Origin of the sequence: Vibrio orientalis CIP 102891 = ATCC 33934 (genome assembly GCF_000176235.1) — a bacterium.
Classification (GTDB): domain Bacteria; phylum Pseudomonadota; class Gammaproteobacteria; order Enterobacterales; family Vibrionaceae; genus Vibrio; species Vibrio orientalis.
On the sequence record NZ_ACZV01000005.1, the window covers coordinates 1085532 to 1108983 of the forward strand.

Here is a 23452-nt window from a genome sequence, read left to right on the forward strand (position 1 = left end):
ATTGTGTGATCTTGGTACAGGTATTGCCTTGATTCTGCGCCTAAACGTAATACTATAGTCGGATATTCATACTCAGGCATATGCATGTAAGGTCTCGTCATGGAGCTAGACATATTCAACCCTACTCGGCAATTGCGTAGAACTGTTTTGTTTTGGCTGAGTATTGCTTTAGCATTTTTGGCAGTGCTCATCGCTTATCTAAACACCTTCTATGGCGGGTATTATTTACTCGCGGCAATACAACTTGTTTCTTGCCTATTCTCTCTATATGTTGCATATACCAGTTACAAAGGTGACACTTCACTTTGGGTCGCCAATAGTTTTGTCTATATCTTAATCGGGGTCGTTACTCTTGCAACTTATGTTCACCCTATAGAACATGGCAGTTTCATCTGGAGCCTGTTATTCCCTGTATTGTTTTACCTAATACTAGGACGAAGATATGGCGTTATCGCTTCAGGTGTTGGCTTCACTATCATAGTCATGCTCGTAATGCACAAGACCTACTACAACGGCGGCTTAAACTTCGCAGAGTTATCGGTCAATTTCTCTTTGGCCTACCTCTGTATTTGGCTTTCTTCCCATATTCTAGAAGTAAAAAGAAAAACATCTGTGACCTCATTAGGACAACTCGCCTCTCGCGATGCTCTGACTGGGGTCTACAACAGACACGCACTGATCCATAACTTTGAGCGTTACCGAAATGAAAGTGCCAAAGTCCCACTCTCTCTGCTGATTCTGGACTTAGATTATTTCAAAAATGTCAATGACAAGTATGGTCACGATGCTGGCGATAGAGTACTGGTACAGACAGCTGCGCTGATCGATAGCTTTTGTGATGAACATTTAGTCTATCGAATTGGTGGTGAAGAGTTTTGTATTGCTTTACATAATACGGAAGTAAAGTCTGCTATGTACAAGGCTGAGCAAATTCGAACTGGCATTGAACACTATACGTTTAATGATAAAGAAAATCCGATCAGACTAACTGCAAGTATCGGCATCTATCAATGCGATCACTATAAGTGTTTAGAAGATGTATTGCGTGAAGCAGATAAAGAACTGTACAAAGCGAAGAGTAACGGTCGAAACCAAGTGATGGTGTGTAATCAAACCGAATGCTCAACTTGCGGATAGTTAGCAGTATGGCCCGATAGCAAAAGAGGGCCTTAGCCCTCTTCCTCAAATACGACATTATAGTTTTCTGTATAAGTACAATGTGGTTGGCGACTACAGGTAAAGAACCGGCGCCCTTTATGCTCACCCTGGCTAGCCACTTTTATGCTCATTGGACTTCCACAACGTTTACAAAAACGTACTTCTTTATCTGGCTCGATTAAGTCGATATGAGCCGCAAGTAACCTGCGTAGACGGCTGACTTGATAGCTGTGTTTAATGTTGGTGCCAATTAACGGTATACCTGCTGACTGACAGACATGAATAAGCAGTTTTTGACGATCAACCTTTCCTTTACTCAGTTCCTTACCATTGTCTAATTCAATTGCAACCCGCACTTCTAGTGTTCTAGGGTCGCAAACAACATAGTCAAAGTAGCTTTTCGCAATGCGATTGTTAGCAATAAACCACTGCTTCTTATCCGTCGCAAGAGGAGTGAGTACACTGGTTAAGTTGACCTTAGTCATAACAATGCCATGCTGACCTACAGCCGCCGTTAGTGCATTGTAAAACGCTGACTCTTGGGCATTGAGCAATGGCCCTTTCTTTTTAAAACTACTATCTTTCAGCTCATCTTGTTTCAAATAGCGCTTCTGTACGACAACAAAGAAGACCACTAAAATCACTACGACAATAAAAACACTTTCCATCTGTGTAAAATCAACCCTTTAGCAAGCTCATATACTGATTATTAGAGTTTATACGCGAAGAGCAACATAATGTTAGTGTTTTTGAGATTCTAAGTTCGGTAACGCCAATTTTATTACAACACGCTCAGTCGGGTTGAGGGTCTTATAGCTTGCTCCCCAATACTTATCAACCAGTTGATCGATAAGCCCATCACGCTTAGCTTGTCTTAAAGCTGACTCAATTTCCGTTTTGTATTGAGCCATACTTGGTGACAAGTAGAACTTAAAGTCTTTTTCATAAACCAATAGGAGGCGCTGTTCGATTGCCAAGTGTCGATTCATCGCAGCCTCAGCACCTATCTCGTTAATTCCTCTTGGGAAGTAGTTAACCTCACCATCAGCACTCAGTTTGCTGTACAAAGTGCGCCATTCACCATCTTCTAGGTATACGCTGAGCTGATTATTGCGCCATACATCAACATCGAACCAATTCACCCCCATACCTGCAATCAATCTTGAGTCCCTCAACTCTTCGATAGTTTCTATGGCATCAAACCTAGGTTGTAACTCGGGCGGAATCAACAATACCCTTTTACCAATTAAGCCATTTGTCAAAGGCACATCGACCGCAACGTAACGGTGATCTCTGTCCGGCGTGCTTAATAGCCAAGTCATACTCAACTTGTCACTTTCCACCATCTTTATGACACGCTTTTGTGGAATATGCTCACTGGGTAAATCAATACGTACTTCGTATCCAGCTTTTGTTAACGCCTCATATAACAACTCATGGTAAAACTGATGCCCCCCATCTATTTGAGAGGCCAGAGTTAACGTTAATGATTCCTTTGCGAAAGACTGCATGGATAGAGATAAAGCAGCAACGGTGAACACCCATAGTTTCATACACATGCCTTAACGGTATTTATTGAGAATTTGCTGATAGATACTGATTCCAGTTTCAGGCGAACGCTTGAGATCATTAAGAGCTTGCTGAAAATGCAATATCATGGTGCTGTCGACCTCCAGATTAAAGGCAAAGTAGAGCTCGCCTTCTCTTAAAACATAGACGACTTCATACTCATCAGTATCGTAACCACTTTTTTTGATCCACCACTTGGCGACATTTTCTTCATAAGCCCATAGGTCGATACGCTCTTTAGTCAGTTGTTCGGCCAGTGTATCCGGCACAGAGCTCTCAACCATAGAATCGCGAGGAACACCCAGCTCTAACAATAACTGCTCTCCAACATCATCTCGAATAACACCAATTCGATACTTTGCGAGTACCATCGAGTGGCTTATCTCTATGTTCCTTGAGCGTTTTGCTAGCACGACGATTCTTGTGGGGCTGATTGGTCCCGCCCATTGGAAGATATGCTCACGTAACTGCGTACGCGTGGTAGAAAACAACACCGTGTCAGGTTTGATAAGTGCCGTTCGATAAGCTCTAGGCCAAGGTTGCAAGTTGATTTGTGAGAGTTCAATTGGACTTTGGGATTGTTTTCCAACAGCCTGTAACAGGTCAACAGCAATACCTTGAAGGGCGCCATTTTGCTCAAAATTATAAGGTGGGTACTGCTCAGTCAGATAGGTAAGCTCATTTATCTGCGAACTTCGAGCTGAGCTTATCGTGACGAAAAAACTTAACAATATGTAGATAACGAGTCGCATAAACGACCTCTATAAAATCTCTTGTGATCCTATTTATAATGTAGAGGTCGTTTGCATTTACGTCTAGGAACTAGCACTAAAGCATGAGGTTCTAATAAGATTTCTTGTACGTTCGTTCAGGCCGCCCAACCGTACCGTAGTTAAGATCCGCTTCAAGCTCCCCAGTACTGATTAAATATTCTAGATAGCGTCGTGCTGTGGTTCGACTGGCCCCAATCAACTCACCCGCCTCATCAGCTGTCATCAAAACGCTGTCATCAAATAATGCTTTGATCTTATCCAAAGTCACTGCATCTATCCCTTTCGGCAGCCGGTTCTTCTGGGTTTCGTTGACAGTGGAAGCCTGAAGCATTTTATCGACGATGTTTTGGTCTAAACCATCTGCATGAGTGAGTTGCTGCTTCTGCAATACATATTTTTTCAGCGCCGCTTCTAAGCGAGGAAAGACAACGGGTTTTAACAGATAGTCAACCACGCCACCACGCATAGCCTGCTGTAATGTTTCCACATCTCTTGCAGCGGTAATCAAAATAACGTCACAGCTCAGGTGCTCTGTACGAAGTTCATGAAGAATTTCGATACCTGTACCATCGGGCAAATACACATCCAGTAACAGTAAGTCAGGGCTGAGCACTTCGAGTTGAAGCTTTGCTTCTAATTTAGTCGTTGCGATACCAATAACTTCATAACCACCAACTTGCTCTAAATAGCGCTGATGCAGTTGAGCAATCGCGAGATCATCTTCAATAATCATGACTCGAGTAACGGCACTCATCTTAGCTCTTCCTTAGGTAGATATACTGTCATCCTTGCCCCATGCTCTTTGTTATTTACCATTTCTAACTCACCATGATAACGAATTGCGAGTTCATTAATTAAATATAGCCCGACACCTCTTGTGTCAGAGTCTTTGCTTGATACGCCTCGCCTTACCAGTGATTCTGCACTAATATCATCAGGCAAACCGCTACCTTGATCGATGACTTCTAAAATCACTTCATTACCAAAATCACTAATGGAGACCTCAATCGTACGACGGTGAGGAGCGAGTAACGGCTCTTTAGTTAAAGCCTCGCGAGTTGAATCAAATGCATTATCGATGAGGTTTCCTAGAATCGTCACCATGTCCTCAGGGTTTATACGGCTTGGTAAAGGTTCCAATCTGGCGCCCTCTTCTACCACCAAATTGAGCCCTAATTCTCTGGCACGCTCAGTTTTACCTAGTAGCATACCCGCGATAAGAGGCTCTTTGATCGTTTCGCGTAAAAATTCAATCAACGCTTGGTAGTGCGCCGTTTCCTGACCTATCAAATATTGCACCGCTTCGAGTTCACCCATTTGCACCATACCGCTAATGGTATTGAGCTTATTTCGATGCTCATGAGTTTGTGAGCGAAGCATCTCTGCATACTCTTTGGTTTTCGCTAATTGTTCTGTCAGTTCAGTGAGATCATCTCTAAGTCGGAAACTTGATACCGCCCCAACGACTTTATCCTCAACAATGATGGGGCTTCGGTTGGCAATTAGGCGCTTCTTATTCAAATACAAATTGATGTCATGATCCGTACGCGCTGTTTGGAGTACCGATTGTAAATCGCTGTCAGGAAGGATTTCACTCAGAGGTCTATCGATACAATCTGCTTTTACTAAACCGAGAATTTGGCAAGCACTCTTATTGATAGCTCGAAGCTTACCTTTATCATCAATAGTAATAATGCCTTCTTTTAGTGTTTCTAAGGTAACGTCTAATTCAACATATAGACGACCAATCTCTTCTGGCTCGAAGCCTAAGATAGCGCGTTGGAATTTCCGGGAAGCATAACTAGAAACAATGGCATTTGCGGCAACCACGAGTAACGCCATTGCAATCAAAAATGTTAAAAAGGGTTCGATTCTATCCTGAAGGCGATCAATCAAGTAACCAACCGAGACCACTCCAATGATCTCACCTTGTTCATTGAATACTGCAGATTTTCCTCGTACAGAATATCCTAAAGAGCCCTTAGCTATAGAAATGTAAGCTTCACCGTTGATTAAAGCACGGCGATTATCGCCGCCCTTCATTGGTTTACCTATGCGCTCATCAAGTGGGTGAACAAGCCTTATCCCTTCATGATCGCCGATCACGATAAACGCTGCACCAATCAGTGTTGTCAGGTTACGGTAACGCTGTTGACTCTCTTCAGTAACGCCGCGTTCAATCATCTCGATCACATAGGGTGACTTGGCAAGGAAGGATGCGACGCCAAGTGCTTTATGGCCCATTTCATCTTCTTGGGCATATTTGATGTAGACGAATCCGGCAGCAACCAATAGCAATAGCTCTATTAGGCCTGACAGTGTCATGATAATCAGCATTCGTTTACGAAAGCTGATACGACTCCATTTCATAACAACTCCTTGATAAGCCGATAAGATAACACTTGGCTTACATTTCTATGAATTATCATGATTGAAACTGTGATGACGACAAAAATAAATCATTCTCAGTATCAATAATCAATTCTCTGCGTCTCACCGCATGCATCGATTTAGGTTGATAGAGAAAATCAAATATAAAACCAGTGGAATAGTTGATTTAGATCACATGAATTTTAGGTTATTTTTTGCGCGATCTTGTCGTTTGTTTTGTATAATTATTAAGCGTATTAAGCAGATCGTTTTACGGAAAAACTGGCGTAAGCATTTCACAATAATGACTATATAAGTGCTCGCCAATATTGAAAGGGAAAGGCGATGAAACGGGACGTATTTGGCATTTGCTTATCTAAGTCTATGCTATCTAACAATTTATCTAGCACATTTACACACGTCAGGGCTTATCAAAAACAGGCTGAAAGTGAAGAAATCACAGTACTGCACGCTTTTCCCCAAATGTCGGGGCAAGAGCTACTTACGAGCATGAAATCTTCTCAAAAGCTGTTATGGCGGGCTGAATTTATATGCTGTGATTTAAAGTGACAACAGCGATAAATCAAAGAGGGAAGCATTTTGCTTCCCTCTTTTTTGTTACCCCGTCACACCTTCAGATTGACGAAGTTGTGTCAGGTACGTAATCCAACTCTCTGCCTGAGTAGAAGGTTCCGCATTGTTGGCCTTTTTAGCCTCAATAAGCGCCTCTTCCAACTGGTTTAACTTATACAAGGCTCGTGTTTTCGCCAACGCTACGTCCGCCTCTTTGCCCTTAACTTTATCTAGCACTCGTAAGGAGTCTTGATAGTAGCCTTGCTGGACCATAAGTTGAGCAACGTTCCAATGGTACTTCGCATTAATCTTAGAGGCTGCTTTCCACACTGTGATCGCTTTATCCCACTCTTTCGCGACTTGCCAGTATTGCGCTTGCTCTGACAACAACCGAATATCCGTTGCTGCATCTTCTAGCTCACTAACTTGAATCGCGGCTCGCTCCGGAATCCCTCGTTTCGCATACAACTGTGCAAGCAAGTGGAGATCCTTTTGGCTAAGCGTTAATCCGTTTAACTTTGCCAAAGATAAAGTATCTAGCGCATCTTGGTCTCTACCAACTCGAAGCTGTAGTCCAACAAGCTGACGCCACCAGTTAAGCTTATCTGGTTGCAACACGATAAGTTGTTCTATGGTAGGAATCGCATGTTTCCACTGCTCTAATTGCAGTTGAGATCCCAGCTTCAAAGACAAGGGCTGCAAACGTTCCTTAGGATCGGTTTTAAGATAGCGATTCGTCGCAGGAATCACCTTACTCCATTGCTCAAGTTGATAATGGGATTGGGCGATTCTCAGCCACAAATCATCCGCTTCTTGCGTCTCTGGTACCGACTTTATCAAGGTATAATAGTGCTCAAGTGCAGGCTTAAACTGCTGATCATTTAGATAAAGATCTGCCAGCATACGCTCGGTTACCCACGCCTGCTCATCTTGTAATAAGCCGCTCGATACCGCTATTTTAAGCTGGGTGATAGCCGGTTTTATTTGACCCTCTTGCCAATAAAACACCCCCAACATTCGGGCGACAAAAGCGCTATCATACTGACGATTTGTCTCTATCTCTTTCAATGAAGCGATAGCCTGTTTGACTTTGTCATCCTGTGCGAGCTCATGAGCCTTCTGTACTCGCACTGCGGTATACTGACTCAGCTCTTGCCCTATTGAGGAAACAGAAACAAGTAAGCAGGATAATGTGATTACTCTTTTAATCATTGGGCTAACTTAAACTCCAGTTTTACCGTTTGTCCAACTTGGGCTATCGCCCCACCATCAATGACTTTCGGCTGATATTTCCATTTTTTGAGCGCCCGCATCGCTTCTCGCTCAAACATGCGCTTTGGCTTTGCTTCAATCACTTCAATACTGGTAGGTCTTCCCGTTGGGTCGATTGTAAAACGCATAATCACATACCCTTCCGCACCGCGTTTCAATGCCTTAGCTGGATAGCGAGGCTCAACACGATAAAGAGGCATCGCTTGCTGATTCACACCAAAGTCACCAAACGTAGGTGCACTAATCGCTAAACCATCAATGGCCGTATTCAACCCAAGGGAAGGCTGAGACATTGGTGACACTTCTGTGAGTCTAGTTTCTGTCTGTGAAGTTGGTATTTGTTCTGGTACTTCTGGCGCTTTTGGCTGCTCTGGCACTGTGCGCTGGCGTCTTTGAACATCCTGCTCATTTTCAACCATCACCATATTGAAGCTGAGTGACTCACTCGATTGCGGTGCTCTTTGATGACCACCATCAACCATCCAGGCCATGAACGTAAATATCGATATCGCACAGACAAATGCTAAGGGGAGAACAATTAGCAATCGCTTCACTAGATTTTCTCCGCAGCTAGGGCAATATTTTTAACCCCTGCTCCCTTTGCCGCATCCATAACTTTAACCACAGTACCGCTATACGCGTGCTCATCAGCTTGAATTACTAATGATGCATCAGGCTTATCAAGTAACAAATGTTCTAAGGTTGCCTGAACGCGTTCTACGTCCACCATACGCTTATCAATGTAAATATCGTTCGCTGATGTCACCGCGACAAAGATCCCTGCTTCTTTTTGACTAACAACATTAGACGCAGTAGGTCGATTGACTTCAACACCCGACTCTCGAACAAATGAACTGGTGACAATAAAGAAAATCAGCATGATAAAGACGATATCAAGCATTGAAGTCAGGTCAATTTGCGCTTCTTCTTGTTTTGATTGGCTTCGACCGAGTCTCATCGTTGACTCCTTAATGATTTTTCTAGTTTGATTTCTTGTCTGTGACACACTTTGACCAAGCGTGCATGGAAAAACATCCCGGTTAATGCTGCGACCATCCCAGCCATTGTTGGCAAGGTCGCCAAAGAGATGCCTGACGCCATTAATTTCGGATTACTACTACCTTGGCTGGCCATCACATCAAACACAGAGATCATACCGGTTACAGTACCTAGCAGGCCGAGCATTGGGCAAATGGCCACCAGCACCTTAATGATGTTTAGGTTCTGAGTTAACGACAAATGGGCTTGAGATAGCCAACCTTCTCTGATCGAACGAGCATGCCAGGTATTGTGGTCAGAGCGACTAAGCCATGCATCCACCCACTGCTTGCGCTGTTTGGGAAACTGAACCCACAGATAAACCACCCGTTCAAGGATTAACGCCCAGCAGAGACAAACAACCAATAATAGCCACCATAGCACCTGTCCCCCCTGCTGCATAAAAGCTTGAAGAGACAGCACCCAAGGCATTGACGCTACCATTTCGGGAAGCAGCGTGAATATTGCGTCCATTACGCCGCATTCCCTAAAGTTGCCACTTTTGCATCCATCTCTTTTTCAGCTTGTTCAGCGACCAGTCCAATCCCCTGCTTTTCAAGAATATGGCGAATTGATTCAGCTTGAGAGCTTAGAATGTTATGAGCTAAAAGAAGCGGCATCGCGGCAATAAGACCAAGAACGGTTGTCACCAAGGCCATAGAGATACCACCCGCCATCACTTTAGGATCACCATTACCAAACTGGGTGATCACTTGGAAGGTTTCAATCATACCCGTAACGGTACCTAACAAACCTAGCATTGGCGCAAGAGCGGCTAAAAGTTTGAGCATTGATAAGCCTTTCTCAAGACCCGTTTGTTCATCAACCACGGCCTCAAGTAACCTTAACTCTAATGCTTCAACACTTTGTTTCTTCTCTTTACTGTACACAGCTAGCACTCGACCAAGAGGGTTGTCCCCTGGCTGAGTCGGAATTTTAAGTTGGCGACGTATCTTTTGACGAGCGATGGATAAGCTAACACCACGTACAACCGCGATAATTAGACCAATCAGCAGTAATACAAGGATAATTTTACCGACAACACCACCAGCTTGCAGTCTATCCATTAACGTTGGTTCAAGAGCCAATTGCTCAAGCATCACACCGCGTGAAGGATCGACAACCATATTTTGAATTAAGCCCGAACGTAACTCATCAAGTCCCGTAACTGATGGTCCTTGTTCTGGCTGTTTTTGATAAGCCGTTGCTGTCTGTTTCGCGCCATTCCAGTTCAAGTAGCCTTGTTCACCGATTAAGCCAAATGAGCCGAGTCGTACTACAGATTCCTCGCGTTGCTTGCCATCACCATCAACAAGTTGGATTTGCGTCTGAGCTAATTCACCTGAAGCTTTAATTTGCTCTGCAAGTGCTTTCCATAAACCAGTTAGCTGAGGCATAGATGGTAGCTTAGTCGCAGCCACGATCTCTTCGACGACTTGCGTATAAGCTTGGTCGCCAGCACCTGTCACTGAATGTTTCAGTTCTGACTCTAGCTCTTTAGCATTTTGACGTACTACACCAAACACTTCTCCTAAGCTGCCTGTTTCTAATCTAAGGCTTTCTTCTAAACGAGCAAGCTCATCTTCATTGGTGCTAAATTGTGCCGCTAACTTGTCATTAGCAGTTTGAAGCGCTTGGCGTTGTTTCACTAGCTCCGCTTTAAGTGTCGCTAGCTGCTGTTCCGTCTGCTTAAAGCCAGATTCACGTAGCTGATTGTGCTGCGCTTGCACCTTCGAATCAGCTTGAGCATTAACCGCCATTTCATTGGCAGAAAGATTAAAGGAGGTCGCTGCAAGTACGATAAGTGAGGCAATAAATGTGCGTTTCATTATTTCGCCTCCGTAACAGTCAGTGAAACAGGTAAGGTAATGAGACTAGGCGCGGCCTGTTTCGCAGCGATGCTGAATGCTTTGTCGAGTTCTGACTTCATTGACGGGTCAACACTCACCCATTGGTTCTGTTCTTTGTCCCAAGACCAAAATGTTGAACCATTTAAGCTACGTGCAACTAAAGACAAACGACCCAAGTACAAAATGTCCGTTTCTAGATATTCACCAGCAACGTCAATTTGACCTTGGTATAAACCAAGCTTGGTGCCGTAATCCAGCTCGATCTGGTAGGCTTCTAGAATACGACGATATTTTTCTGCATCACTGATGTCTGCGCGAACCATCATCTTGTCTAGCTTTGCAATTCGTTCTTGACGTTGAATGAGTCGAATTGGCGCATCTTCGGCTACGATCGCCTTCAATCCATCTATCATTTGATACATCAGCGGTACAACGCCCTGACGTGTTCGTTTGATCTCTTCAATCTGTCCACGGAAACTCGTCATCTCTTGCTCTTGGCTGGAGACCAAGGCAGATAAGTGGTTCTTATATACTTCAAGATTTTTCACTTCTTCTTGAAGTTGCTCAATCTCAGCTTTCAGCGTCAGAGAAGTTTCAGCACTCTGATCGATACGCTGCTGGCTAGAGGCAGAAGCCGAATTAGTCTTGCTTTGAATGCGTTGTGCCGTATCTAAGTTTGTCGCTAATACCCCTGAAGAGTATGTAGCAACAAGCAATGCTATGCTGGATTTTAATATATTCATATTGGATATTATTTACTTACTAAATACAAGTGAGAACCAATCTCATTTCTAATCGCACAATATAAGCGGATTCCGAGAAATTGCAATCATACTTACAAATTATACAAAAAAAGAGAAAGACTAAGTCTTTCCCTTTTCTGTTTCTAGAACATTAACACGCTCTTTAGTATTTGATCTGCAGTGTCGCCATATAGTTGCGGCCTTCGCCAACGACTACATCTTCCGCATAAGCATGTTTGCTTGATGTAGAACCACCACCCGCTAGGTAATCGGTATCAAAGAGGTTTTCAACGGTTAGACGTGCAACCATGTCTAAATCTGCATCATACTTGTAAGTATAAGCTAGACCCATATCCACACGTGTGTACGCATCTTTCTTGAACGTGTTCGCTTGATCACCGTAACGTGAACCTTCGTAAATTACACCTAAGTTTACATCCACTTCGTTTGTCGCCGCGTATGTTGACCATACACTCGCTGCGAACTCAGGAACATCAACAGGGCGATTACCCGCATAGGTTTCATGGTTGGTAATTTCTGCATCAAGATACATAGCTGATCCCGACAGCGATAGCTTGTCCGTCACGTAGCCTTGAGCCGCAAGTTCAGCTCCGCGATGCTGCTGCTTACCACCTTGAGTTGTAGTGTAGTTACCTGTAGCGACATCTTCTACATCCAACTCAATGTTTTCTTGGCTAATATCAAACACTGCACCAGAAACAAACAATCGATTATCAAGTAACTCCCACTTGGTCCCTACTTCATAAGCTTTACCAATTGCAGCATCTAACAATTGACCATCATTAGTATAGGTACGCTTGCTGCTGCTTGCGACTTGCCCTTGTGGCTCAAAGCTCTCTGAGTATGATGCGTAGATACTACCATTGTCGGCAGGGTGGAAGATTACGCCCAATTTAGGTGCTACGTTTTCTTCAGCGACACCATCTTGAACCTTACGGTCAAAGCGAAGACCTGCTAAAAGCTGCCACTGCTCGTTGATTGTCATTAAATCTTGAGCGTAAAAGCCCCAAGTATCATAACTGCTAGAAGAAACACGAGGATCTTTCGATGAATCAAACTCTGGTACACCGACTGTGTTACCCGCTGCCACATCTTGACCAGTAAAACTGCGCTCAAAACGATCATAGCTGTAACCTAACCAGTTAGTACCGATTAAGAATTTGTGCTCTAAGCCAGCGAGTTCTGTATCAGCAACTAGATCGAGGTATGCTGTTCTAAAGCGCCATTTGTCATTACGATTACTGCCACCATGAGACACCTCTCCCGTTCCATCCGGGTTCACATTTGCAAAACCTGGGAAACTTTCAATATCGTTGCGTTCAAAATCTTGGTAGTTGAAACCGGTGTTTAATGACCAGACGTCGCTAAGATTCGCATTAACGTTGAATCCAACGTTTTCAACATCGTTTTCAATTTCTGACCACTGTGCATCCCAGATATGTTCTTTGTTGCCTACTAGCTGACCATCTAACGTATATAGCGCACCTGAGTCGACACTACCCTGATCATTAGTTTTGTCGTAATGAACCGATAGCGTCACATTGTCGTTCACATCATAGTCAACAAAAAGTCCAGCCACTAAGCGCTCTGTCTGTGGCTTCGAGCCATCACCATAGCTGCGCCATGAGCTGTAGCTTTCTTTCGAAATAATAGTGCGAGCACGTAGCGTTTCATCGTCGTTTAGCGCGCCACTCACATCAACCATAGTACGTGAGTGATCGTTAGAACCCACATCTTGGCTAACATTAACTTGAGTTTCATAAGTTGGTTTTTTGGTGACCATATTGATGAGGCCACCTGGTGCAGATACACCGTAAAGCAGACCTGATGGCCCCTTGACAACTTCGACACGCTCTAAAAGCTCTACCGGTTGACGGTAGTGAGACCAATGTTGGTGTCCATCGCGTAGGAAACCTGATGAGCTTTGTACTTCAAAGCCACGTAGTGAGAAACGCTCACGGTTACGGCTTGTACCACCGGCACTTACACTCGCATCATTTTTTAACACATCACCAAGAGTACTTGCGCGTTGCTCATCAATGATCTGTTCATCGATAACTGCAATTTGTCCCGGAGTTTCAAGTTGAGTCGCCTCCATTCTCATAGCTGTAGCGTTTGTATCAGCTTTGTAGCCGTAATCTCGCCCCTCTACGACCATGTGCTCATCTGTTTTAACCGTTTCCGCAACCACTGCAGGAGTCGCTAATACAGCACCAATAACGAGCGCTAACTGACTCTTAGTGAACATAAATTTCTCCGTTTCTTCATATACAAAGCTTCTCGCTTTGCTTAATCATTTATAACGAAACGAAATATAAGTGATAACCAATATCATTTGCATTAAATTTACAAAATTTACTTTGGTAGCTATTTATGTATCTAAAAGACGTTAGGAAAGGAGTTAACAATCGGTATCGGTGTCGTTAGGTACGAGGCCTAAACTCTCACTAGGGATGGTCGTTTCAAAGCTTGGCATTTCGATCACACCGCTCTCGCCAAGAAATGATAACAAAGCGACAAAGCGGTAATTCATGTCGACCGCTCTGGCTCGAACAAAACGCACATCTTCTGAATTGGGTGAAGCCAGCACATTACTCGCCTCATCTAGATAATCAATAGCAATTTTACTGGTGGTCACTGAAGAAATATAGCTGTTATCAACAACATAGGTTTTTATACCACTGTCATTGAGTTGGCAAACAGAAGCCATTCGAGCTGCTGTACGCACAGATTCACTCACAGCCTGCATAGAGAACATGAAATACCCTATTGAAGCGATGGCCAACATGATCATCATAAGAAATGACGACATTAGGGTGAACTCAATGATAGTAATCCCTTTTACTTTTCTCATTGGTCAAGCCTCGCCACTGTTGCTGCATTAATAGGAACCGCTAGTGAAAACTCTGTATTGGGGATTTTCGCCGAGAACAGAGGTTCAAATGTGTAATTTGCAGATACAGTAACAAATTGATTATTTTCACAGGCAACGGTAACGTCGGTCGTCGAAAGGTTGTCAATAAGCGCCGAAGTTCCTGTGTTCAATGTGCCATACACAACGAACTGTTTTACATCTTGTTGTGCATTCATCACCGGCCCACAGCCAGACATTTGACTTAAGCTTGAAGCATACCTAGCCCCTACTCTGACCGCTTTGTTGAGCGTGTTCATCTCAACAAAGACTCTTGCTACTTCCACGACCGCAACCAATAACAAAAGTAAAATGGGTAAACCAATAATCAGCTCTACCGCCGCCAGCCCTTTCTGTTTACGAACCATTATGACCCCCCGCCAACTGAGGAGGGATCTTTATAAAGCACAATTCGAGTTACACCGGTATCAGTATCGGACACCCCACCTTCAATAACCGAGCACTGCTCAATAAATTCACCAAATATACTTTGTTGACCCGTTTTTCCTGACTCTTGGGAAGAATCGTAACGTTGCAACATGAAGAAACAGCCAATACTTGTCACCGTAAATTCAATCTTACCCCCCGACTTAGAGGCGGAATCACAATCTAAAATAGGAACAGGGAGCACACGGCGCCACGCCGCTCCACCCGCAGTATTGCAATTGGCGTCGTTTAAACAAGCTTTGGTCTGTTCAACATATTCTTCATAAGTCCATTTATCAGGTGCAGTAGAGTCATTATGATCGGCAATATTATCGGTAGTAATTGCGGTACTTGGCTCGGTAATCACAAGATCTGGTGGGTAATAAACTCCATCGAGTGTTACTCCTTCAAAACGGCTATCAATATCTTCTGTCGCACCAACTGCATTACCCGTTTCAGAATCAATTTTATCTTCTACTGTCACAACTACCGTATTTTTCCCGACCAGTGCATCACTCACCGCAGACTTACCGCTACCAATATCAAGCAAATGGTAATTACCTGCCCCAAGACCATCTGGATCATCTGACTGACTGCCTGATTTAATTTCGTAAGCTTTTGCTATTTCATACCCAGAAGGGCCAAGCTCACTTCCCTCACACATACCAATTGGAAGAATATTGGACGTTCCATCAACAAACACCGGCCCCGCAACCGCACTTGCTGATACAGTCTTCTCGATACCAAAGAGATCAAGAAAAAATTCGTTGAGTCCGATTTCGGAAACTTCAACTCTTACATAGACCATATCTGGCGAGCTTGGAAATGTGGTAGAAAAACCACTATTAGGAGAGTCGGAGTATTCGATCGACAGCAAATTGAGGCCATTACCATCGTCAGTGGCAGTTAACTCGATTTCATCATTGCCGGGGGATTCAATCACCTTTTTGTAAGATTCGATGATAGCGGTGTCTGTATCACCTTTTTCATTCGTTCGATTGGCTACGGTAGCACCAGCAAGAGCAATCGTATCGACCGCATTTTGCAAACGCGTCTTGTTAACCACAAAATGTGAAACATCTATTGAAAGCGCGGCGATCGTTATAAACGCAACCATGCTCATCGTCATGACCACCAAGGTCAAACCTTTCTGATTACGTAGTCGGTTTGGGTACTGACGCATGTCCATTGCCCCCTTGGCCAAGGTTTCAGCCAAATTCACGATTTCCCTACAGTGTCATTCACCAGAAAATACGAGTGAGTCAACTCGCAACTATTAGTTCCAACGAATAAGCCACTAACACTAGATAAACTATAGTTCAATCTACCAGTACTGACTAAATTGATAACTAGATCTTGGTTCCGTTTTTTCTAGGCTTGTCACATGGAAATTGCAGTTCAATTCTTAGCCCACCGTTAGTACAGTTTGACGCCTTCACTTCGCCACCAACTAACTTCATGGATTCTTTGACAATTGCAAGGCCAAGCCCGTAGCCCCCGCTCTGTTTATCACGTGCAGACTCTAACCGCGTAAATGGTCTGAAAATCTCACTCAACTGGTTAGGGGGAATGCCCGGACCATTATCGACAACTTCAATCACGACTTTTTGCTCAAGTTCAACCGCCAATAGATATAAGGACACCTCAATAATAGCTTCTGGCCCGGCATACTTGATCGCATTTGAAATTAGGTTGGTTAAACAGCGCATCACAAGCCGTTCATCCGTGATCACCATTGGCACGCTATCGCTCATATTAACAACGATTTTCTGAGTTGCTGTTAACTGTAACTTGCTCTGCTCGATTTGGTTCGTCACCACTCCCTCAAGGCACGTAGGACGCAGGTTTGATTCATAGCGTGCATTCTCGATACGACTAAATTCAAGAATCTCCCCAACCAAACCATCCATTTCATCGACTTCTTTTTCTAGCCGTTCAACCAAGGGCAAGCTGATATCAGACGCTTTACTGCGCAATAAATGAAGCGCTAAATTCTGCCTAGCGAGTGGCGTTCTTAACTCATGTGAAACATCTCTAATCAGTTGCTTCTGACGCTCTGCGAGCGCATGGATTTCTTGGGTCATATTGTCAAAGTCACGCGCTAGGTCATTAAATTCTGTGGTTTTGGAATTTAACTCCGAGACAACATTGACAGCAAAATCCCCCGAAGCCAGACGGCGGCTCGCTTCACGCAGTCGATCAAGTGGCTTTTGTAACTTTCGTGCGAGTATCAATGAAAATAACGCCAACATTGCAATAACGATGATCGCTTTGCTAATCGCAAAATAGACGATAAAACGATGAGCCGGATGTAGCTCGCTAGGAAGTTGAACAACCAGGGTATTCCCCTTTACAAGCCTAACACCAATCAATGGCTTACTTACGCGGTCATTCAATGGGCCATTAAGTTCACGAAGAAAGCGCAGCTTAAATTCAAAATGGGGGTGCATCTGTCGATGAGTGATCGGTTGGCTATGAGCATTGAGGACAAACAAGTAATAGGGTTGCGCGTTCCCCCAATCAGCCAACTCATCCATATCCCCTTCTTCAATCAACACATTGGCTTGCTGTGCCAGATTTTCAATGTTCTGTTTCACTCGCGGCGGCACCTTCAATACTGCCGAAACCAACGCTTGCTCAGCAAGTGCCTGCAAAAGCACAATACTAATAATGACCGCAGACATGTAGCTAAACAGTTGAAAGAAAAGAGAGTCTTTCCTCTTGGCAATACTAGATGGAATAGCGAACTGGAACATACATTAATGCCCTACATTTCCGACAAAACTATAGCCTTTCCCACGCACCGTTTTAATATGCTGTTTTGATAGTCCCGCCTCGATGAACTTACGGCGTAAATTGCTGATATGCATATCCAAGTTACGGTCAAATGGACTCAGTTCTTTCTTTAACACCTCAATCTGCAACTCGGCTTTGGATATAACGAGGTTTTCACGACTGACTAAGTAACTAAGTAAATCTGATTCTGTGCCTGTAAGGGGCAAGTTAGGGATTTGCGACGCAATGCCATTTTTATCAAGTTGATAGGAATGCCTTTGCTTTTCTAAACCAACACGGCGAAAAATCGCCTTGATTCGAGTAAGCAGCTCAGGCACTTTAAACGGCTTAGCGATATATTGATCCGCGCCAGACTGATAGCCATCTAATATTGATGCCTCATCATTTAGCGCAGTTAGCATAAGAATTGGCGTCGCAAACCGTTGACATATCTTACGCGCCACTTGCATGCCGTTTAGTTTTGGTAGCATCACATCGAGCAACACTAAGTCAACTGAGGTTTTCTCTATAAACTGAAGTGCACTCTCACCGCAATGGACACTATCAACTTGATAGCCTTCCGCTTGCAATACATCAGTGAGCAGTCCACATAATTCAATGTCGTCATCGACAACGAGCACTCTAGACATGAGAATAACAGTATAATTGATAAGAGTTCGCATTCTAATCATGCTTAATCAAAAGCACAATCAATATACGGTCAATCCAACACTCAATCGTCTGTTATTTGTACGTTACTGTTTACTTAGGCAGTATTGCACCAGCAAGACCACGCAATTTCACCTTGGTCGCCCGCCAATGGGTTGTTGGCGTACGCGGCGCTGTACTTAATAAATGATGAAACACCTCACCCGTTAGCTGTACTTTTCCGCCATGGGCAAGCAACAACACTTCAGGGTCAAGGTTATAAACGCGTTTAATCGACACTTTATATTGATTTGGATGGAACACTGGGAATGGTGAAATCAGTTGGTTTTTAACCTCGACCATCAAATCAGCGACGTAAAGGATACTTTGTTTTTCATGATGAAGTGAGAGATCACGGTCGGTATGCCCCGGTGTTTCTAACACCTTCCAGTCTTCAAAGTCTGGGATACATTGCCCATCTGACAACTGAATATCTGGACGTAGCTTACGTGAATACCACAAATTCCGCTTAGGCTTTCTCTTTCGATTGGCAACCCAACGCGCAAGTGCAATATCCGTTAAATGCATAACAAAGCCGTCTATTCCCCCGTACCAATGAGAATCTCGTTTCGCCGATACAATCTTGCAACCAGTTAATTTTCTGAGCTTGTGAGCCGCACCGGCATGGTCTGGATGCATGTGTGTGACAACCACAACAGCCAGATCAGAAAACGGCCGCTGTAGCTCATGGGTAATAAATTGTTTGATATATGAAATGTCTGCTCGGGAAGCGCCATCGAGAAGCATTAACTTGTCGGAATACTCCGCTAAATAGATGGTTTGGATATATCCGTCAATGGCATGAAGTTTCACAGCTCACCTTGTTAACATTTAATTTACATAAAAACGATAACAAGGGGCCGCAGCTTAGGAAAGAGCAATCACTCTAATCTGTGAGCACGGTTGGCAGCTATGACGCACGTTTAACGAATTTCAGTAGCTTACCATCAGTGCGGTAAAAAATGAGCGCCAGTAAGATCAAGCTACAGCCCATTAGTTTATTTCTCGAAAGCTGCTCACCATACCAAAGGATACTTAAAATAACGGTCCAAATAGGTTCAAGCAACATGATAAGAGCGGCATTACCTGGGTTACACCCTTTCTGCCCTAACGTTTGCATCACATACCTTAAACTGGTTGCCAACAAAGCGCTTAAAGCAAACCACCCCCAGATTGATGTTTCCACATGCGTCGGTATTGTCTCGAATAACGCTGAAGCGATTAAGGCAATAACGCCTGTAACACCTAGCTGAATCGCGGTTAGCAAGAGCACCGGGATCTTTTGGGCCAGTTTACTGTTCACATTAAAGTGCAGCGCAAGCATACAGGCATTAGCCAAAAACCATATTTGACCCGTTGAACTATTCCAGCCATCAGTTAAAGAGAGCATAGCCAAACCACTAACCGCGATAGGCATAGAAATCCAAAATGCGCGTTTAGGTCTTTCTTTATAAAGCACCCAAGCAATGATTGGCACGATGATCATCGATAAGCTGACAATAAACGCCCCTTCACCTAAGGTTTCACTTATAGAAATCGCATGCACCCAGCTAAGCAATGCAAATGCAAGGATCATCCCTCCTCCGACTGCTTGCGATAGTAGTTGAGTCGTCAGTAGACGAACTTGCTTAAAACAGAGAGGAAGTAAGCAGATTGAGGCCACTAAAAAGCGCAGCCCGACGAAGCCAAAAGGCGGTAACCCTTGAATGGTTTCTTTTGAGAAAATCCACCCAAGCCCTGCCAATGCAGTCGTTGCGACAAGTATCCAAGCAGCTTTATTTTCAGCGTTCAAAGTCGAGTCTCTTTATTGTAATTATTTTATAATTTATGAGCCGATAGTGTCAGATTCATCAACGAATAGCTACGACTTCTCTACTCAAAATTCTCATTTAGGGGTACTCTATGTAGCACGACTATTCTATCGAATTTCACTATGATTATTGTTGGACACCGCGGCGTGGCGGGACGCTTTCCCGAAAACACTTTGGCCAGTATTCAAGAGGCTGCGGCACTTGGTTTAGATTGGGTTGAAGTCGACGTTCAACCGACTTTGGATGACCACTTAGTGGTATGCCATGACCATACGGTCGATCGTTGCAGTAATGGCTCAGGCAGAGTTGATGAACTTACTCTAGAGCAACTCAAGCAGCTTAATTTTGCCGCCCGCTTCAAATACGACGGCGGACACCAGACACTCTTAACCCTCGACGAACTTTTGCAGTTTGCCATAAGTAATCAATTAAAATTAAACATCGAGATTAAAATCGATAGACACTGTGCCAAGTCAGTATGTCAGTTAGTTCAACAAGCACTTGAAGCACATCCAATTGATAGCAACCACGTCCTTCTATCCAGTTTTAATCATGATGTGATTAGACATCTACATATGATGCTGCCGAATATCCGACTCGGGGTACTCTGTGAACGCCTAAAGTCTGCAGAAAAGCACTTGTTAAAAGAAGTCTCTGCATTTAGCTGCAATCTTTATTATAAATGGGTGACAAGAAAACAGATCGACCAGTTGAAGCAAAGCGGATATCAAGTATGGTGTTATACCGTCAATAACCCTAATTCCCTGCGACATATCGAAGAATTAGACGCTATCTTTAGCGATTATCCTGAGCGTTTTCTTTAAACACATTACTCACCTTCTCTATACAGTGTTATACAGCACTACTGTATAACACTGTATAAAATCGCGTGCGCTTAATCACATTTCTTGTGTTTTACACATTTCCCCGCTCACTACATAATTAATAAAATCACAATACCTTTCAATTACTTAAATTAAATTCCATGTTAACTCTCGCCTTTTAACGCTGAAAAATCGCACAAAAACACTTGATCATAAAACTAAAAATAACTACTGTATAGACATACAGCATGTACAAAGGAACAGTTATTATGATTCAGGCACAACATACAGCTCGCGCATTCTCCAAGTTTAATGTTCTTGCTCAACCGACTCAGCCAATGAACATTGACCATTCTACGTTACATCGTCTCGCTGGACTGTCAGGTCAGAGCCAGTGGATTTTATTTACCTCTGAGTGCCCTCGCCCTAATTATGACCAGTTTGCTGCTTCTCATATTAGCTGCCAAAAGATCATTCAGATGAAACCTTCTCACACTCAAAGTGAGTTTGAGATTGTTAAAAAAGCCATTCAATCAGGTAATGCGAGTGCTGTTGTCGCATCAACCAATATTGCTGCTGTTGAACAAAGCTTGCTGCGCAGTTTAGCTGAACAATTTCAGTGTGAAGTCTTCTTCGTTGAGGGCAGAGTTAACCAGTACCACTAACAAGCTCAACGATCGTCACTGCCTTTCGCCCCCTCCTATGAGGGGGTTTTCTTTTTTCAACAGATCAACAAACGAACTTTAGGCGATAAGTAAAAAATTAAGCAAACGTTTGCTTTTTCTCTGGTAGCCACAAATAGTTCTGGTATCATGCGACTCAAATCCATTATCTCTAATGATAATTTCCACGTTGCTTTAAGATAGGAATGTCTAGATGAGTCTCGCTGACCAAGTTCTTGCCGTAAATGATGATCTTCCAATTCGTACTGATAAACCCGTTCACAGTGGCAAAGTTCGCTCTGTGTATTGGTTAACCGAAGAAGACAGCAAACGCCTTATTAAAGAAAAAGGCTACGACGTAGCACCAGATGCACCACTTGCTATCATGGTTATCAGTGATCGCATCTCAGCATTCGATTGTATTTGGCATGCTGAGGGAGGCTTAAAAGGCGTACCGGGTAAAGGTGCAGCATTAAACGCTATCTCTAATCACTGGTTTAAACTCTTTAAAGATAGTGGCCTTGCTGATAGCCACATTCTAGACATCCCTCACCCGTTCATTTGGATTGTCCAAAAAGCCAAACCCATCATGATCGAAGCGATCTGTCGCCAATACATCACTGGCTCAATGTGGCGAGCATACGAGAAAGGTGAACGTGAGTTTTGTGGTATCCAACTACCTGAAGGTCTAGAAAAAGACAAAGCGCTACCAGAACTACTGATGACGCCATCAACAAAAGGTATCTTAAAGGGTATCCCGGGCGTGCCTGAAGCTGACGACGTCAATATTACACGCCAAAACATCGAAGATAACTTCGCCGCCTTTAATTTCTCTAAGGCGGAAGATATCGCTCAGTACGAGAAACTGCTTCGAGAAGGCTTTGTGGTTATCAGCAATGCACTCGCAGAGATCGAGCAAATCTTCGTCGACACTAAGTTTGAGTTTGGTTACGTCCACGATGCGGCAGGCAATGAAAAGCTAATTTATATGGATGAGGTCGGTACGCCTGACTCATCTCGTATATGGGATGAAAAAGAATACGACGCTGGCAATATCGTCGAAAACTCAAAAGAAGGCTTCCGTCAGTTCCTACTTAATCACTTCCCTGATCCCGATATCCTACTGAACAAGGAGCGTATGGATGAACGTGAAGCGTTAGCACGAGACAATGCCCTGCCTCTTGAGGCCCTGCAAGATATCTCGCGTACCTACATCGGTATTGCAGAGAAAATCACCGGCCAACCAATCAAATTGAGCGACAATCCAAAGCAAGAAATTGTCGATATTCTAAGTAAAGAATATGGACTGATTGATTAATCTGATGCTATACAAGCAACGCGCTCCCATCAAACCGGAGCGCGTTTTTGTTGCTTAGATTATTTATCTTTGCCACCTGTATTGTTTCCGCTGCTATTGCCTCCGCCACTGTTTCCTTTGTTTCCATTATTCCCTTTACTGCTACTTTGGCTGCTAGAGCTACTACTTTCATTGCGACTTGCTGCTTTGGCTTCACGAGCTTCCTGCTTACTTGTTTTCAACTCCCCGCTACCGTTGCCAGGGTTCGAATATTTCGCATGTGCAGCAAGCTCTTCTTCACTCACAAACCCATCTTTATCTTTGTCAAACGATGCAAACGCACTCAGGCCACTGTCGTTTTCAGTTTCACTCTCCTCGCTGCCTTCCTCATCGTCTTCATCAAGCTCACCTTCAACACCTGAACGGAACAAATCAAACTCTTCAGCTGATACAAGTCCATCTCCATCAGTATCCATTTCCTCAATACTCGGCGGTGTTTTGGTTCGGTTATTCTCGTCGTCAACTTCTTCTTCCGCGTAGCTATGCACTGTAATCATCGCAAGGCCTGCGACGAAGAGAATCATTAATCTGTTCATTACAACTCCTCCTATCCACATTAATAGTGTAGCTCACTGAATTCATCACATTGGCAGTGACAAACTCCTACCAAT

25 protein-coding genes are annotated in these 23452 nt (G+C 43.7%); 5 read left to right on the forward strand and 20 right to left on the reverse strand.

Annotated elements, in window-relative coordinates; genetic code table 11:
• Nucleotides 1-99 precede the first annotated feature (99 nt).
• Nucleotides 100-1137: a GGDEF domain-containing protein gene (locus VIA_RS15750; RefSeq protein WP_004414178.1), complete on the forward strand. Its 1038-nt coding sequence runs from the start codon at nucleotides 100-102 to the stop codon at nucleotides 1135-1137.
• 32 nt (nucleotides 1138-1169) lie between these two features.
• Here VIA_RS15750 and VIA_RS15755 read toward each other — a convergent pair whose 3' ends face one another.
• From VIA_RS15755 to VIA_RS15775, 5 genes are all read right to left on the reverse strand, one after another.
• Complete coding sequence (locus VIA_RS15755) at nucleotides 1170-1826, reverse strand: DUF2726 domain-containing protein (RefSeq protein ID WP_004414179.1); 657 nt, start codon at nucleotides 1824-1826, stop codon at nucleotides 1170-1172.
• A gap of 72 nt (nucleotides 1827-1898) precedes the next feature.
• Entirely contained in the window at nucleotides 1899-2711 is an 813-nt protein-coding gene (locus tag VIA_RS15760) for a hypothetical protein (RefSeq protein ID WP_004414180.1), read from the reverse strand.
• Between the two features lie 9 nt (nucleotides 2712-2720).
• Nucleotides 2721-3479, reverse strand: coding sequence for a substrate-binding periplasmic protein (locus tag VIA_RS15765; RefSeq protein ID WP_004414181.1), 759 nt, complete (start codon nucleotides 3477-3479; stop codon nucleotides 2721-2723).
• 91 nt (nucleotides 3480-3570) lie between these two features.
• Nucleotides 3571-4254, reverse strand: coding sequence for a response regulator (locus VIA_RS15770; RefSeq protein ID WP_004414182.1), 684 nt, complete (start codon nucleotides 4252-4254; stop codon nucleotides 3571-3573).
• A complete protein-coding gene (locus VIA_RS15775; RefSeq protein WP_004414183.1) occupies nucleotides 4251-5870 on the reverse strand; it encodes an ATP-binding protein in 1620 nt (539 codons plus the stop codon). Before VIA_RS15775 ends, VIA_RS15770 begins: the two co-directional genes overlap by 4 nt.
• A 345-nt stretch (nucleotides 5871-6215) precedes the next feature.
• On the opposite strand from VIA_RS15775, the gene VIA_RS22545 reads away from it, so the two are divergent.
• A complete protein-coding gene (locus VIA_RS22545) occupies nucleotides 6216-6440 on the forward strand; it encodes a hypothetical protein (RefSeq protein ID WP_004417509.1) in 225 nt (74 codons plus the stop codon).
• 48 nt (nucleotides 6441-6488) lie between these two features.
• Here VIA_RS22545 and VIA_RS15785 read toward each other — a convergent pair whose 3' ends face one another.
• The 14 genes from VIA_RS15785 to VIA_RS15850 all read right to left on the reverse strand — a co-directional run bounded on the left by VIA_RS15785 (nucleotide 6489) and on the right by VIA_RS15850 (nucleotide 19979).
• The gene (locus VIA_RS15785; protein WP_004414184.1) at nucleotides 6489-7655 is read right to left on the reverse strand and encodes a tetratricopeptide repeat protein; all 1167 of its coding nucleotides are present in this window, start codon (nucleotides 7653-7655) and stop codon (nucleotides 6489-6491) included.
• The gene (locus VIA_RS15790; protein ID WP_004417512.1) at nucleotides 7652-8269 is read right to left on the reverse strand and encodes an energy transducer TonB; all 618 of its coding nucleotides are present in this window, start codon (nucleotides 8267-8269) and stop codon (nucleotides 7652-7654) included. The genes VIA_RS15785 and VIA_RS15790 overlap by 4 nt, the downstream gene beginning before the upstream one ends.
• Nucleotides 8269-8673 carry an ExbD/TolR family protein gene (locus VIA_RS15795; RefSeq protein ID WP_004414186.1) on the reverse strand — a complete coding sequence of 135 codons (405 nt, stop codon included), beginning with the start codon at nucleotides 8671-8673 and terminating at the stop codon, nucleotides 8269-8271. Before VIA_RS15795 ends, VIA_RS15790 begins: the two co-directional genes overlap by 1 nt.
• Nucleotides 8670-9227 carry a MotA/TolQ/ExbB proton channel family protein gene (locus VIA_RS15800; protein WP_004417514.1) on the reverse strand — a complete coding sequence of 186 codons (558 nt, stop codon included), beginning with the start codon at nucleotides 9225-9227 and terminating at the stop codon, nucleotides 8670-8672. The genes VIA_RS15795 and VIA_RS15800 overlap by 4 nt, the downstream gene beginning before the upstream one ends.
• Nucleotides 9227-10582: a MotA/TolQ/ExbB proton channel family protein gene (locus tag VIA_RS15805; protein ID WP_004414188.1), complete on the reverse strand. Its 1356-nt coding sequence runs from the start codon at nucleotides 10580-10582 to the stop codon at nucleotides 9227-9229. Before VIA_RS15805 ends, VIA_RS15800 begins: the two co-directional genes overlap by 1 nt.
• Nucleotides 10582-11346, reverse strand: coding sequence for a DUF3450 domain-containing protein (locus VIA_RS15810; protein WP_004417515.1), 765 nt, complete (start codon nucleotides 11344-11346; stop codon nucleotides 10582-10584). The genes VIA_RS15805 and VIA_RS15810 overlap by 1 nt, the downstream gene beginning before the upstream one ends.
• Nucleotides 11347-11509: 163 nt before the next feature.
• Entirely contained in the window at nucleotides 11510-13615 is a 2106-nt protein-coding gene (locus VIA_RS15815; protein ID WP_004414190.1) for a TonB-dependent siderophore receptor, read from the reverse strand.
• A gap of 153 nt (nucleotides 13616-13768) precedes the next feature.
• Nucleotides 13769-14221, reverse strand: a complete 453-nt coding sequence (locus VIA_RS15820) for a TadE/TadG family type IV pilus assembly protein (protein ID WP_004414191.1) — start codon at nucleotides 14219-14221, stop codon at nucleotides 13769-13771.
• A complete protein-coding gene (locus tag VIA_RS15825) occupies nucleotides 14218-14646 on the reverse strand; it encodes a TadE/TadG family type IV pilus assembly protein (protein WP_004414192.1) in 429 nt (142 codons plus the stop codon). The genes VIA_RS15820 and VIA_RS15825 overlap by 4 nt, the downstream gene beginning before the upstream one ends.
• Nucleotides 14646-15920 (reverse strand): TadE/TadG family type IV pilus assembly protein, encoded by a 1275-nt coding sequence (locus tag VIA_RS15830; protein ID WP_004414193.1) that lies wholly within the window; start codon nucleotides 15918-15920, stop codon nucleotides 14646-14648. Before VIA_RS15830 ends, VIA_RS15825 begins: the two co-directional genes overlap by 1 nt.
• 133 nt (nucleotides 15921-16053) lie before the next feature.
• Nucleotides 16054-17460 (reverse strand): ATP-binding protein, encoded by a 1407-nt coding sequence (locus VIA_RS15835; RefSeq protein WP_004414194.1) that lies wholly within the window; start codon nucleotides 17458-17460, stop codon nucleotides 16054-16056.
• 3 nt (nucleotides 17461-17463) lie between these two features.
• Nucleotides 17464-18129, reverse strand: coding sequence for a response regulator transcription factor (locus VIA_RS15840; protein ID WP_004414195.1), 666 nt, complete (start codon nucleotides 18127-18129; stop codon nucleotides 17464-17466).
• Between the two features lie 112 nt (nucleotides 18130-18241).
• Complete coding sequence (locus tag VIA_RS15845; RefSeq protein ID WP_004414196.1) at nucleotides 18242-19000, reverse strand: MBL fold metallo-hydrolase; 759 nt, start codon at nucleotides 18998-19000, stop codon at nucleotides 18242-18244.
• A 97-nt stretch (nucleotides 19001-19097) separates the two neighbouring features.
• Complete coding sequence (locus tag VIA_RS15850) at nucleotides 19098-19979, reverse strand: DMT family transporter (RefSeq protein ID WP_004414197.1); 882 nt, start codon at nucleotides 19977-19979, stop codon at nucleotides 19098-19100.
• 141 nt (nucleotides 19980-20120) lie between these two features.
• Between VIA_RS15850 and VIA_RS15855 the strand changes: the two genes are divergently transcribed.
• From VIA_RS15855 to VIA_RS15865, 3 genes are all read left to right on the forward strand, one after another.
• Nucleotides 20121-20822: a glycerophosphodiester phosphodiesterase gene (locus VIA_RS15855; protein ID WP_004414198.1), complete on the forward strand. Its 702-nt coding sequence runs from the start codon at nucleotides 20121-20123 to the stop codon at nucleotides 20820-20822.
• Between the two features lie 269 nt (nucleotides 20823-21091).
• Nucleotides 21092-21487, forward strand: a complete 396-nt coding sequence (locus VIA_RS15860) for a SulA-like leucine-rich domain-containing protein (protein WP_004414199.1) — start codon at nucleotides 21092-21094, stop codon at nucleotides 21485-21487.
• Nucleotides 21488-21698: 211 nt separating this feature from the next.
• The gene (locus VIA_RS15865; RefSeq protein WP_004414200.1) at nucleotides 21699-22802 is read left to right on the forward strand and encodes a phosphoribosylaminoimidazolesuccinocarboxamide synthase; all 1104 of its coding nucleotides are present in this window, start codon (nucleotides 21699-21701) and stop codon (nucleotides 22800-22802) included.
• A gap of 59 nt (nucleotides 22803-22861) precedes the next feature.
• Here VIA_RS15865 and VIA_RS15870 read toward each other — a convergent pair whose 3' ends face one another.
• Complete coding sequence (locus VIA_RS15870; RefSeq protein ID WP_004417521.1) at nucleotides 22862-23377, reverse strand: EF-hand domain-containing protein; 516 nt, start codon at nucleotides 23375-23377, stop codon at nucleotides 22862-22864.
• Nucleotides 23378-23452: the final 75 nt, after the last annotated feature.